Genomic DNA, 12,153 nt, shown 5'->3' on the forward strand with positions numbered 1-12,153 from the left:
GGCTATCCTTTCAGGCCGGACATCGTGATGCCCTGGACGAAGTACTTCTGGGCCAGCAGGAAGAGCAGCAACGGCGGCAGGATCGTCAGCGTCGCCGCCGCCATCATCAGATTGGTCTGGGTGAAGTACTCACCCTTGAACAGGGCGAGCGCGATCGGCATCGTCTGCAGCCGCGTCGAGTTGAGGAAGATCAGCGGCCCGAACAGGTCGTTCCACGAGCCCATGAAGGTCAGCGCGCCGACCGCGGCCAGCGCCGGCTTCACCTGCGGCAGCATGATCCGCCAGAAGGTGCCGAAGGTGGAGGCGCCGTCGAGCTTGGCCGCCTCCTCCAGTTCCATCGGTACGCCGCGGAACGCCTGCCGGAGCAGGAACGTGCCGAAGACCGGTGTCAGCACGTTCGGGATCCAGAGCGGGTAGTGGGTGTCGATCCAGCCCATCTCGCGGAACAGCATGTACTGCGGGACCAGGTACACCATGCTCGGGATCATTGCCGTCGACAACAACAACGCGAAGGCCAGGTTCTTGAAGGCGAAGTTCAGCCGGGCGAAGCCGTAGCCGGCCAGCGAGGCGAACAGCAGCAGGAACCCGACGTTCAGCGCCGCGAGCTTGCAACTGTTCAGGAAGAACGGCAGCAGTCCGTCGCCGGCCTGGGAGTAGTTGCCCCACTGGAACGTCGACGGGATGAACGTCGGGGGCGACTGCAGTACCTCGTTCTCCGGCTTGAGCGACGCGCTCACCATCCACAGCATCGGCATCGCGAACACGACGGCGAAGAAGATCAGGACGAAGAGGACGACGATCCGGCGCGGAAGGTGCCGTGGTGGCTTGCTGACCGGAATCCGCAGCGCTTCAGTTGTCATAGTGCACCCACCGCTTCTCCATCTTCCACTGGATCGCGGTGACGACGCCGACGATGACGAACAGCACCCAGCCCATCGCCGAGGCGTAGCCCAATCGGCCGTGCCCGAAGGCTGTCTCGTAGATGTGGAAGATGAACACCGAGGTGGCGTTGTTCGGCCCGCCGGACGTCATCACGTAGATGATCCCGAACACCTGGAACGACGTGATGAACTGCGTGATCGTGAGAAAGAACAGACTCGGCGTCAGCAGCGGTACGACGACGGCCCAGAACCGCCGCCAGGCCGACGCGCCGTCCACCGTGGCCGCTTCGGTCAGCGAGCTGTCGATGCTCTGCAGCCCGGCCAGCAGGATCACCATCGGGTAGCCGACGCCCTGCCAGATCGCGACGATGATCACCGCGATCAGGGCCGTCTTGGTGTCGGACAGCCAGGCCGGCCCGTCGATCCCGATCGTCCTCAGCGTCGAGTTGAACAGCCCGTTGTCCGGGTTGTAGAGCCAGAACCAGACGAAGCCGATCGCGACCACGTTGGTCACCGCGGGCGAGTAGTACAGGGTCCGGAAGATGCCGATGCCCTTGACCTTCTGGTTGCACAGCACGGCCAGCCCGAGGCCGATACCGATGGTCAGGATGACCACGACCAGGGTGAAGATCACCGTGTTCCGCAGCGACGGGTAGAAGGTGTCGTCGACGGTGAACAGCTCGCGGTAGTTGCCCAGGCCAAGGAACTTCGGCGAGTTGAGTCCGGTCCAGTTGGTCAGCGACACCACCAGGGACGCCGCGACCGGCGCCAGCTGGAAGAACAGCACGCCGAAGATCACCGGGCCGACGAACAGCCAGCCGGCCAGGTTCTGCCGTTTCGGCTTCGTCTTCACCCGCTTACGGGCCGGGGTTCCGCCGTCGACGTCGGGCGGTGTCAGGGTCGGAAGGACGGCGTTGGCCATCGGTCACACCTCGATCCCGATGTACTTCTCCTCGAGGAATTCGAGGATGCCTTCGGAGCTGCCTTCGCGGCCGAGCCCGGACTGCTTCGTCCCGCCGAACGGCGCCGCCGGATCACTCAGTACGCCGCGGTTGACCGCGACCATGCCGGCGTCGATCCGCTGCGCGACCGCGAGCGCCTGGGCCGGATCGCCGTACACGTAGGCGATCAGGCCGTAGATGGTGTCGTTCGCCATCGCGATCGCCTCGTCGACGTCGTTGAAGGAGACGATCGCGGTGACCGGGCCGAAGATCTCGATCTGGTTGATCTCGCTCCCGTGCCGTACGTCGGTGAGCACCGTCGGCGGGTAGAAGGCGCCGACTTCCGGCGTCTCACCGCCCAGGGCGAGCCTGGCCCCGTCGGCGACCGCCTGGTCGACCAGCCGGGCCACCTTGTCGCGTTCCTCCGGCGACACCAGGGCGCCGAGCTCGTTCGACCGGTCGGCGCCCGGGCCCATCGTGATGCCCTTCATCGCCACGGTGATCCGGGCGGTGAACTCCTCGACCAGCGAGTCGTGCACGTAGAACCGGTTGGCCGCCGTACAGGCCGATCCTCCGTTGCGCATCTTTGCGACCATCGCGCCCTCGACCGCGGCGTCCACATCGGCACCGGGCAGGACGACGAACGGCGCGTTCCCGCCGAGTTCCATCGACGAGCTGACCACCTGGTCCGCAGCCTCCCGCAGCAGGAGGCGGCCGACTTCGGTCGAGCCGGTGAACGACAGCTTGCGGACGGCGGGATGGTGCAGCATCGCGCTCACCGCGGGGCCGGCCGGCACAGGCGTCACGAGGTTCACCACACCCGCCGGGACACCGGCTCGACGGAGCACCTCGACGACGTACGCCGCGGTGAGCGGGGTCTGGCTCGCCGGCTTCAGCACCACCGAGCAGCCGGCCGCGAGAGCGGGGGCGATCTTGCGGGTCGCCATGGCGGCCGGGAAGTTCCACGGGGTGACCAGCACCGACACCCCGATCGGATCGCGCCGGACGACGATCGTCTTGTCACCCGACGGCGAGAGCCGGAAGTCGCCGCCGATCCGGACCGCCTCCTCGGCGAACCAGCGGAAGAACTCGGCCGCGTAGCTCGCCTCGCCGAGGGCGTCGGCGTACGCCTTGCCGTTCTCGGCGACGATGAGGCCGGCGAACTGCTCACGTTCGGCGGTGAGGATGTCGAAACAGGTCCGAAGGATCTCGGAGCGCTGCCTGGGCGGGGTCGCCGCCCAGCCGGCCAGCGCGTCGGCGGCCGCATCCACCGCCGCGAGGCAGTCCGCCTCGGTGGCGGCCGCGAACTGGGCCAGCTCGGACCCGTCGGCCGGATCGTGCACGGCGAACCGCCGGCCGTCGGCGGCCGGGCGCCACTGACCATCGATGAAGAGATCGTGCGGAGAGATCATCAGGTGTGCTCCAAACGCCTGGTCAGAACGGAGTGCCGCGATCGCCGGCGTACGCGGCGCGAGTGATCTCGTACAGCGCGTCGGTATCCAGCGGACGGGGGTTGTTGTCGACGAGCCGGGCCGACTTCAGCCCCATCGACGCGACGTACGAGAGCTGGTCCTCGGTCAGGCCGAGTTCCTTCAGCGTGGGTGGGATGCCGATCCGATCCAGCAGGCGTTCGACCGCCTCGATGCCGGCCAGGGCCTGTGCTTCCCCGCCGTCACTCGCCGGTACGCCGAAGATCGTCGCGATCTCGGCGAACTCCGCGACCCGGGCGGGAGCGTTGTAGCGCATCACGTACGGGAGGAGTACCCCGACTCCGACGCCATGCGCGGTGTGCGTCAGCGCACCGAGCGGGTACTGCAGCGCGTGCGCCGCGGCGGTGCCGGCGACTCCGAGCGCATAGCCGCCCGCGTTCGCCGCAAGCATCACGTCGGAGCGTGCCTCCCGATCGTCCGGATGCTCGAAGGCCGCCGGGAGGGCCCGGGCCAGCAGCCCGAGACCCCAGCGTGCGTAGGAGTCGCTGATCACGTTCTTGCCGATGAACACGCGACCTTCGCCGACCGCGGTGGGCGGCCGCTGGATCGCGGTGAACGACTCCACGAGATGCGATACCGCGTCGGCACCGGCGCTCGCGGTCAATGCCGGCGGGCAGGTGTAGGTCAGCTCCGGGTCGCAGATCGCCACCGAGGGAATCAGGTACGCCGACGAGATGCCTGCCTTGAGTTCGCGGCGGCTGTCGCTGAGAACGCAGACCGGCGTCACCTCGGACCCGGTCCCGCCCGTCGTCGGTACGGCGATGATCGGCAGGACCGGTCCGGGTACGGCGTTCTCCCCGTAGTACCGGTCGATCGGGCCGCCGTGGCTGAGCAGCAACGCCAGCGCCTTGCCCAGGTCGAGGCAGCTGCCCCCACCGATCCCGATCACGACCTCGACTCCGGCGTACCTCATCGCGTTGTAGCACGCGTCGATGTCCGAGGCCGGCAGCTCGGGGGCGGTGTCGGACCACACGCTGACGTCGATGCCGTGGTTCTTGAGGTCGTTGATCAGCTCGGTGAACTCGGCCGAGGCGGCCAGTCGCTCGTCCGTGCAGACCAGCGCCTTGCGCCCGTACTCCGCGGCATGGCGGCCGAGCAGCGAGCGCTGACCGGCGCCGAACACCACCGTGCGCGGTGATCGTTGTACGCCGAACGAGGCAGTGGTGATCGTCATCGTGGCGGGTCCTTGTCCGGTCGTGGGCGGGGTCATTCGGCCAGAACTGCTTCGGGCTGAGCTGCATCCCGGGCTGCATCCCGGGCTGCGTCCAGGGAGGTCAGCTCGCGCCACAACTCGTCGGCGATCTCGATGCCGTGAGCCACCGATTCCTGATAGCGAGCCCGGGCTCCGTCGCCGGGAACCGCGACCGGTGAAGCGGGATCGACAGGCCGGCTGCCGCGGACCTGGTCGAGGTACTCGGAGGCGGAGTACCCGCCGCCGCTCATCAGGATGAACAGGTCGCCCTTGTTGCTCGGGCGGGTGTCGTCCAGCGTCCCGCCGACCGCCGTTCCGTAGGCGGCACCGGTCAGGAAGGTGACCATCGCCCCCAGACCGAGCCCGAGTCCGTAGCCCTTGGCTCCCCCGAACGGCGCGATCGATCCACACTTGGCCGCCACCGGGTCGACCGTCGGGTTGCCGTCGGCATCCAACGCCCAGCCCGGCTCGAGCGGTACGCCGCGGAGCGCGTGGTCATGGACCTTGCCCATCGAGACCTGCGACGTCGCCATGTCCAGCACCAGCGGATGCGGCTGCGCGGGAACACCGAGAGCCAACGGGTTCGTCCCGAGGATCGCCTCGGTCCCGCCCCACGGATGGACCAGCGCCTCGCTCGTGGTCATTCCCAGACAGACCACGCCGCGCTCGGCCATCCGCCCGGCGTAGAAGCCGAGCATGCCGAGGTGGTTGTTGTTCGTGATCGAGCAGACCGCGACGCCGTGACGTCCGGCCGCCGGAACGACCGCCTCCAGAGCTCGGAGCGCGACCACCGGCCCCAGGCCCTGCTCGCCGTCGACGGACAGGTAGCAGGGACTGAGCCATTCGTGCTTGCCCGTGTTCGTCGGGCTCGCGGTGCCGTTCGTCAGCCGGCGGAGCAGACGTGGCAGGCGGAGCAGGCCGTGGGACGGCACTCCCTTCGCCTCGGCGATCAGGAGAAGTTCGGCTTGCTGGGTCGCCGCCGGGGCGGGAACACCCGCGGTGACGAGTAGACGTTCGGCCAGGGACTGAGCTGTTGCGAGGTCTGTGTGCACGTCGACCATCCCAGGGGTGGATCGGTGGATCGTGGCGATTTTTGGCAGGCTAGATCAGATCAGATATGATTTGCAATGGTCTGTGGATACGAATTCACGATCTGGCCCACCACCCCGCCGGCCGGACAGGGAAGACAGATGAGCGAACGCGGTGCCGAGCGTCCCGAACGGACCCGGATGAGTGATGTCGTCTACGAGCAGCTGCAGACATGGCTGCTGGACGGAGAAATCCAGCCCGGCGAGCGGATCCGGGTCGACGTGGTCAGCCGCCAGCTCGGCGTCTCCCAGACCCCGGTCCGGGAGTCACTGAACCGGCTCGAGGCCGAAGATCTGGTCACCAAGACACATCTGATCGGATATTCCGCCAGCCCCAAGCTGACCCCCGAGCGGTTCGAGGATCTCTTCGAGGCGCGGTTCCTGATCGAGCCGTACTGCGCCGGCCTCGCGGCCGGCCGGCACCAGCGGATCGAGGTCGAGCAGATCGCCGGCATCGCCGCCGACCTGCGCGTGCGCTACCAGGCCGGCACGATGTCGTACGGCGCCTTCGCCCGCGAGGACGCCGAGTTCCACCAGGCGATCATCGCCGCCACCGGGAACAGCTACTTCGGAGAGATCTTCGCCAAGCTGCACTGCCATCTGCAGCTGTTCCGGCTGCTGCGCGACTCCCGGGTGACCGAGGACGCGCTCGAAGAGCACGACCTCATCGTCACCGCGATCCGGCAGCGCGACACCGAGGCAGCGGACGCCGCGATGCACGCCCACCTGACCGCATCCCGCAGCCGCTTACGCTCAGCCTTCGAGAGCACCCCGGAACCAGTCCCCGCCGAAGCCACCCCCACCCCCTCCTGACACCCCCGACCGAGGCCACCCCAACCCCTTCTGACGCCGACCCAACGAACGCGGGCCGGCCGCCCCGCGAGACACACGAGGGGATAACCCTCGGACTTGTGCCTTCTCCTGTCGTATTCCAGGGGGAGAACCGACCATTTGAGGCGATATCCCCTCAAATGGGTCAGCGCTCGGGGCCGGACACCGACAGGGGGTCGAAGCCGTACGGGAGCTCCAGGCGATGCGCACTCATCAACTCGGGGTCGCCGAGCAGGTCACGGGTCTTGCCGTCGGCAACGATCCGGCCGTCGTCCATGAGCAGGCTGCGCTCGCACAGCTGCAAGGCGTACGGCAGGTCGTGCGTGATCATCAGCAGCGTGACGTCGAGCTCGGCCAGGATGTCGGCCAGCTCCCGCCGCGCCGCCGGGTCGAGGTTGCTCGACGGCTCGTCCAGCACCAGGACCTCGGGACGCATCGCCAGCACGGTCGCCACCGCGACCCGCCGCCGCTGACCGAACGACAGGTGGTGCGGCGCGACGTCGGCGTGATCCTGCATGCCCACCTGGACCAGGGCCTCGTGCACGCGTTCGTCGAGCTCGGCGCCACGCAGCCCGAGGTTCGCCGGGCCGAACGCCACGTCGTCGCGCACGGTCGGCATGAACAGCTGATCGTCCGGGTCCTGGAACACCAGCCCGACCTTCCTCCGGACCTCGGCGAGATGCTCCCGATGCAAGCCGGTCCCGCCGATCTGGATCCGGCCGCTCCCGGTCCCGCCGGCAACCGAGCCGAGGATCCCGTTCAGGTGCAGCACCAGCGTGGTCTTGCCGGCACCGTTCGGACCGAGCAGCGCGACCCGCTCTCCGCGCTCGACGGTGAAGTCGACGCCGAACAGTGCTTGTCGCCCGTCCGGATAGGCGAAGACGAGCCGCTCGACGTGAATCGCTGGACCGCTCACAGGCCCACCACCCTTGCCATGACTGCGACGAGGACCGCGAGCAGGGAGATCGTGAGACCTTCCAGCCATTGCGATCGGACTGCTCCGGTCTGACTCAGCAGAGGCATCCGGCCGGTGTAGCCGCGGGACCGCATCGCGAGGTGCACGCGCTCACCGCGCTCGAAACTGCGGACGAACAGGCCACCCACTCCCCCGGCGACCGCCTTCAGATGGCCAACTCGACCACCGGCGTACCCGCGCGACTCCCGGGCGATCCGCATCCGGTGCAGGTCATCCGACACCACGCTCAGATAGCGGATCATGAACGACAGGATCGCCACCAGCGTCGCGGGGAGCCGCAACCGTTCGAGGCCGGCCAGCAGGTCGCGGGGCGCAGTCGTCGCGGACAGCAGGATCGCCGCCACCACTCCGAGCGTCCCCTTGGCGAGCACGTTCCATGCACCGAGTACGCCGGACTGCGACAACTCCAGTCCGAGTACGTCGATCCGCGGGCCGGTCGCCACGAACGGCAGCAGCAGCGCGAACACGATGAACGGCGTCTCCACCGCCAGCCGCCGCGACACCACGTGCACCGGCAGTTTGGCCACGACCACAGCAGCCACGAGCATCGCGGCGTACAGGCCGAAGGCCCAGAAGACGGGCGCCGGCGTGGACACGACGGCGAGGACGAAGACGAACAACGCGACGAGCTTCACCTGCGCCGGCACCCGGTGGACTCTGCTGTCCACCGCCACGAGCAGGCCGTCGCCGCTCACGATGCCTTGTTCGCCCGGAGTGAGGCCAGCTTGGCGATGGCCAGGCCGAGCACGATCGTGACCAGTACGCCGATGATGCCGGCCAGAGCACCGGAGACCTCGGAGTTGCCGATGCCGCTGACGCCGTAGTCGGCCAGCGGGCTGCCGGCGACCGCGGACGACTTGGCGGCCGTCTCGAAGCCCAGCTTCGCGCCGACGAACTCCAGCCCGTCCGGATGCGCGCTCGCGAACAGGCTCAGTCCACCCGCTACCACCAGCGTGACCGCGATCCCGACACCGAACGAGCGCCCGGCCGGCTTGGCCGCGATCGGCCGGTCCGGCGCGACGGTCGAAGTGTTGCCGTCGGCATCGACCAGGACGAGGTCCTTGTGCAGGTGGCGCGCGGCGTACACCAGATCGGGTCGCGTCGCGACCACCGCGCTCAGCACCGCCGCGGTGATCACGGCCTCGCCGATGCCGACCAGGATGTGCCAGCCGACCATCGCGGTGGCGAGCTTGCCGAGCGGGATGTCGACCGCGCCACCGATCGCGTACAGCCCGGTGAAGGTCAGCGCGGCGACCGGGACGGACACCAGCGCGCCGAGCGTGGCCGCGGGTACGACGCTGCCGACCCGGCGCGGCAGCGCCTTCAGCACGGCACGCGTCAGGAAGTAGCCGACGAGCACCGTGATCAGACCCATCAGTGTGATGTTCGTACCGAGCGCGGTCAGCCCGCCATCGGCGAACAGCAACCCTTGAACCAGCAGCACCGTCGACATCACCAGTACGGCGGACCACGGGCCGACCAACGCCGCAGCCAGCGCGCCACCGAGCAGGTGCCCGCTGGTCCCCGCGCCGACCGGGAAGTTCACCATCTGCACCGCGAACACGAAGGCCGCGGTCAGCCCGGCCAGCGCCGGCCCGGTCTCGCGGATCTCGCGGTTGGCCCGCTGCAGGCTGAAGCCGACCGCGCCCGCCGCGATCAGACCGGTCGCGACGGACGTCGGGGCGTCGAAGAAGCCGTCAGGAACATGCACCTGAACAATGGTGAGCTAGTTGCGACCGGATCGCAACAAGCAATTTCACAAAGCCTTCAGTGCTTCGCCGATCGCCCGGTGGAATGTCGGGTATGCGTAGATCATCTGTCGCAGAGAGTGCACAGGAACCGCCGCGTGCACTGCGACCGCCAGCGCGCTGAGCACCTCGCCACCCGTCGGCCCCGCACTGGTGGCGCCGACCAGGACACCACGCTCGTTGTCAGCGACCACCTTGATGAAGCCTTCGTTGCCGGCCTTGTGGATCCAGCCGCGGGTCGACGCCGGAATCGGGGTCGACCCGGTCCGCACGTCCAGCCCCGCCTCCCGGGCCTGCTTCTCGGTCATCCCGACCGCGCCGATCTCCGGATCGGTGAACGTCACCCGCGGCATCGCGTGGTAACTCGCGGTCGGTGCGTCCGGCTCCTCGAGGATGTCGCGGACAGCGATGTCAGCCTGGTACATCGCGTTGTGGGTGAACACGCCGACACCGGTGACGTCGCCGATCGCCCACACCTTGTCGCCGGCCCGGACGTGGCCGTCCACCTCGATCCGGCGGGCCTTCGGGTCCAGCCCGAGCTGGTCCAGGCCGAGCTCGTCGGTCGCGATCCGGCGTCCCGTTGCCACCAGCAACTTCTCGCCACTGACCGCGGACCCGTCGTCCAACGTGACGGTGAACGTGTTCCCGGCGTACCCGACCTGCTTGGCGTGCAGACCGGTGTGGAACGTGACGCCGTCGCGCTCGAGCGCCTCGCGGGCCAGTACGCCGGACTCCGGCTCCTCCATCGACAGCACCTCGGCGGCACCCTCGATCACACTCACCTGCGATCCGAACCGGGCGAACACCTGGGCCAGTTCCATCCCGATCGCGCCACCACCGAGCACCACGATCGAGGCCGGCAGCGTGTCCGCCTCGATCGCCTCCCGGTTCGTCCAGTACGGCGTACCCGCCAGACCGTCGATCGGCGGGACGGCCGGAACCGTGCCGGTCGCGATCACGATGCCGCGGGTCGCCTCGAACTCGCGATCGCCGGCCCGGACCGTGTTCCGGCCGGTGATCGTGCCGCGCTCCTTCAGCACCGTCGCGCCCTTGTTGACGAGCCGGTCCACCGCAACCTGGTCGTTCCAGTTGTCGGTCGCTTCCGCGCGGATCCGCTTGGCCACCGGCGCCCAGTCCGGCTGGACCGACGCCGTACCGGCCATGCCGTCGACCCGTCGGGTCTCGGCGATCAGGTTCGCGGCCCGGATCATCATCTTGCTCGGGATGCAGCCGTAGTACGGGCACTCGCCACCGACGAGCCGGGACTCGATCCCGACCACGCGCAGCCCTGCCTGTGCCAATCGCCCGGCGGTCTCCTCGCCGCCCACACCGAGTCCGACAACGACCACGTCCACCTGTTCAGCCATGCGGACAATCTCGCAGAAGGGGCCGGAACGGGCCAAGCTCTGAGCCTGCGTGTCATCGCACGGTAAGCATTCGTTCACCGCCGGCCACTACGCTGCGGAACTCGTAGAAGTGGGGATACGTTGTTCGATTTCTCTGGTTTCGGCAGCATCAACATCGAGACCGTCATTGCCGCCGTCACGCTGTTCGGCACCTCGATCGTCTGGCTGCTCGACCGCTACCTGCTGCGCCGCAAACGGCTCGTCTACCGGGTCCAGGTGGATGCGCAGATAGGGGTGCACCCGAAGCAGAACCGCGCCAGGGAAATGGTCGACGTCGAGGTGGTCCACCAAGGGACGGTGGTCCAGGATCCCAGCATCGTGCTGCTGCGGCTGGACAACGCCGGCGGGACCGACATCGACGCGCGCGACATGCAGGACAAGGTCTCGTTCGTGTTCCCGGACCGCAAGATCGTCCGGATGAAGGTGGTCGAGTCGCAGCCGGACTCGCTCGGCAAGATGCTGGAGAGCCGGATGAACCCGGCCGACTACGTCGACACCGAGAAGCTCGTGGTACCGCGGATCGCGATCAACCGCGGCGACCACTTCAAGTTCCTGCTGGTGCTGTCCGGGAAAGGCCGCGACGTCGCCCACTCCGGCTATCTGGCCGGCGGGTCGACCGGCGGCGGGGTCTACCACGAACCACGGCCGCGCGGACCGGGCCGCCGTACGTTGATGTTCGGCGCGACCACGCTGGTGCTGGTCGGCGCGCTGGTCGCGTTCTTCCTGGTCGACGTACTGCAGCCGCCGGACAACTGCGAGTCGGGGCAGCTCCGGGTGATCGGGTCGACCGCTGTGGAACCGACCATGACCGAGCTGCGCAGCGCGTACGTGACCGACTGCACGCAGGCCGACATCACGATCGCGGCGAGCGGCAGCCGCAGCGGCGTGCGCAGCCTCAGCGACCTGGGGGCGCAGGACGGGACCGCGGCCAGCAAGGTGATCGCCATGTCGGACGGACCGGCCGAGGACGCGCCCACGCTGCGCGGGGAACCGATGGCGGTGGTGGTGTTCGCCGTCGTGATCAACCGGTCGGCCGCGGTGACGTCGCTGACCACCGCGCAACTGCGGGCGATCTACAACGGTCGGATCACCAACTGGAAGGACGTCGGCGGCAAGGATCTGCCGATCCGGATGGTCAGCCGGGTCGGCCCGGACTCGGGGTCGCGACGGGTGTTCCGGGAGAAGGTGCTCGGCGGCGACCAGGAACTCGGGATCACGTCCGACGACTGCCGCAAGGACGACGACGCCGCGACGGCCAAGTACCACCGCTGCGAGGTCGGCACGACGGAAGAGCTGCTGACCCGGGTCAACGAGATCGGCGGCGCGATGGGCTACGCCGAGCTCGGCGGCGCCCGGAAGTTCCCCGACATCACGATCGCGACCGTCGACGACGTCGTACCGGACTCCTCGAAGGTCGCGGCCGGGGCGTACAAGTTCTGGGAGGTCGAGCACGCCTACACCTACAAGGTGCCGGAGACGGGGTCACTGACCGCGACCTTCCTCGAGTACGTACGCTCACCGCAGGCCCGCCCGATCCTCGAGCGCAGCGGTCTCGTCCCGTGCAGTGATCTCCCGACGGGGTTCTGTGGCTAGGGCACGT

11 protein-coding genes are annotated in these 12,153 nt (G+C 68.4%); 2 read left to right on the forward strand and 9 right to left on the reverse strand.

Annotated features, from left to right (window positions below; genetic code table 11):
• Nucleotides 1-2 precede the first annotated feature (2 nt).
• Genes ACGFH6_RS28145 through ACGFH6_RS28165 form a run of 5 tightly spaced genes read right to left on the reverse strand, consistent with a single transcriptional unit; the run spans nucleotide 3 to nucleotide 5,556 of the window.
• Nucleotides 3-860, reverse strand: a complete 858-nt coding sequence (locus ACGFH6_RS28145; RefSeq protein WP_393389832.1) for a carbohydrate ABC transporter permease — start codon at nucleotides 858-860, stop codon at nucleotides 3-5.
• A complete protein-coding gene (locus ACGFH6_RS28150) occupies nucleotides 850-1,803 on the reverse strand; it encodes a carbohydrate ABC transporter permease (RefSeq protein ID WP_393389835.1) in 954 nt (317 codons plus the stop codon). Before ACGFH6_RS28150 ends, ACGFH6_RS28145 begins: the two co-directional genes overlap by 11 nt.
• 3 nt (nucleotides 1,804-1,806) lie before the next feature.
• Nucleotides 1,807-3,234: an NAD-dependent succinate-semialdehyde dehydrogenase gene (locus ACGFH6_RS28155; protein WP_393389838.1), complete on the reverse strand. Its 1,428-nt coding sequence runs from the start codon at nucleotides 3,232-3,234 to the stop codon at nucleotides 1,807-1,809.
• A gap of 22 nt (nucleotides 3,235-3,256) precedes the next feature.
• Entirely contained in the window at nucleotides 3,257-4,486 is a 1,230-nt protein-coding gene (locus ACGFH6_RS28160; protein WP_393389841.1) for an iron-containing alcohol dehydrogenase, read from the reverse strand.
• A 32-nt stretch (nucleotides 4,487-4,518) separates the two neighbouring features.
• Nucleotides 4,519-5,556: an Ldh family oxidoreductase gene (locus ACGFH6_RS28165; protein WP_393389844.1), complete on the reverse strand. Its 1,038-nt coding sequence runs from the start codon at nucleotides 5,554-5,556 to the stop codon at nucleotides 4,519-4,521.
• A 138-nt stretch (nucleotides 5,557-5,694) separates the two neighbouring features.
• On the opposite strand from ACGFH6_RS28165, the gene ACGFH6_RS28170 reads away from it, so the two are divergent.
• Nucleotides 5,695-6,405, forward strand: a complete 711-nt coding sequence (locus tag ACGFH6_RS28170) for a GntR family transcriptional regulator (RefSeq protein WP_393389847.1) — start codon at nucleotides 5,695-5,697, stop codon at nucleotides 6,403-6,405.
• 163 nt (nucleotides 6,406-6,568) lie between these two features.
• Here ACGFH6_RS28170 and ACGFH6_RS28175 read toward each other — a convergent pair whose 3' ends face one another.
• From ACGFH6_RS28175 to ACGFH6_RS28190, 4 genes are read right to left on the reverse strand one after another with little or no spacing between them, the layout of a single operon-like run.
• Nucleotides 6,569-7,339, reverse strand: coding sequence for an energy-coupling factor ABC transporter ATP-binding protein (locus ACGFH6_RS28175; RefSeq protein ID WP_393389850.1), 771 nt, complete (start codon nucleotides 7,337-7,339; stop codon nucleotides 6,569-6,571).
• Complete coding sequence (gene cbiQ / locus ACGFH6_RS28180) at nucleotides 7,336-8,094, reverse strand: cobalt ECF transporter T component CbiQ (RefSeq protein WP_393389852.1); 759 nt, start codon at nucleotides 8,092-8,094, stop codon at nucleotides 7,336-7,338. The genes ACGFH6_RS28175 and cbiQ overlap by 4 nt, the downstream gene beginning before the upstream one ends.
• Nucleotides 8,091-9,110 carry an energy-coupling factor ABC transporter permease gene (locus ACGFH6_RS28185; protein WP_393389855.1) on the reverse strand — a complete coding sequence of 340 codons (1,020 nt, stop codon included), beginning with the start codon at nucleotides 9,108-9,110 and terminating at the stop codon, nucleotides 8,091-8,093. Before ACGFH6_RS28185 ends, cbiQ begins: the two co-directional genes overlap by 4 nt.
• 45 nt (nucleotides 9,111-9,155) lie before the next feature.
• Nucleotides 9,156-10,514, reverse strand: coding sequence for a dihydrolipoyl dehydrogenase family protein (locus ACGFH6_RS28190; protein WP_393389858.1), 1,359 nt, complete (start codon nucleotides 10,512-10,514; stop codon nucleotides 9,156-9,158).
• 120 nt (nucleotides 10,515-10,634) lie between these two features.
• Here ACGFH6_RS28190 and ACGFH6_RS28195 point away from each other — a divergent pair, with 120 nt between their 5' ends.
• Complete coding sequence (locus ACGFH6_RS28195; RefSeq protein ID WP_393389860.1) at nucleotides 10,635-12,146, forward strand: PstS family phosphate ABC transporter substrate-binding protein; 1,512 nt, start codon at nucleotides 10,635-10,637, stop codon at nucleotides 12,144-12,146.
• The last annotated feature ends 7 nt before the right edge of the window (nucleotides 12,147-12,153 follow it).

This window comes from Kribbella sp. NPDC049227, assembly GCF_043197265.1.
Lineage (GTDB): Bacteria > Actinomycetota > Actinomycetes > Propionibacteriales > Kribbellaceae > Kribbella.

Coding starts and splice junctions, on each gene's coding strand:
- ACGFH6_RS28155 (WP_393389838.1), bottom strand. CDS start 3,234: ATGATCTCTCCGCACGATCTCTTCATCGATGGTCAGTGGCGCCCGGCC.
- ACGFH6_RS28160 (WP_393389841.1), bottom strand. CDS start 4,486: ATGACGATCACCACTGCCTCGTTCGGCGTACAACGATCACCGCGCACG.
- ACGFH6_RS28150 (WP_393389835.1), bottom strand. CDS start 1,803: ATGGCCAACGCCGTCCTTCCGACCCTGACACCGCCCGACGTCGACGGC.
- ACGFH6_RS28145 (WP_393389832.1), bottom strand. CDS start 860: ATGACAACTGAAGCGCTGCGGATTCCGGTCAGCAAGCCACCACGGCAC.
- ACGFH6_RS28190 (WP_393389858.1), bottom strand. CDS start 10,514: ATGGCTGAACAGGTGGACGTGGTCGTTGTCGGACTCGGTGTGGGCGGC.
- ACGFH6_RS28170 (WP_393389847.1), top strand. CDS start 5,695: ATGAGCGAACGCGGTGCCGAGCGTCCCGAACGGACCCGGATGAGTGAT.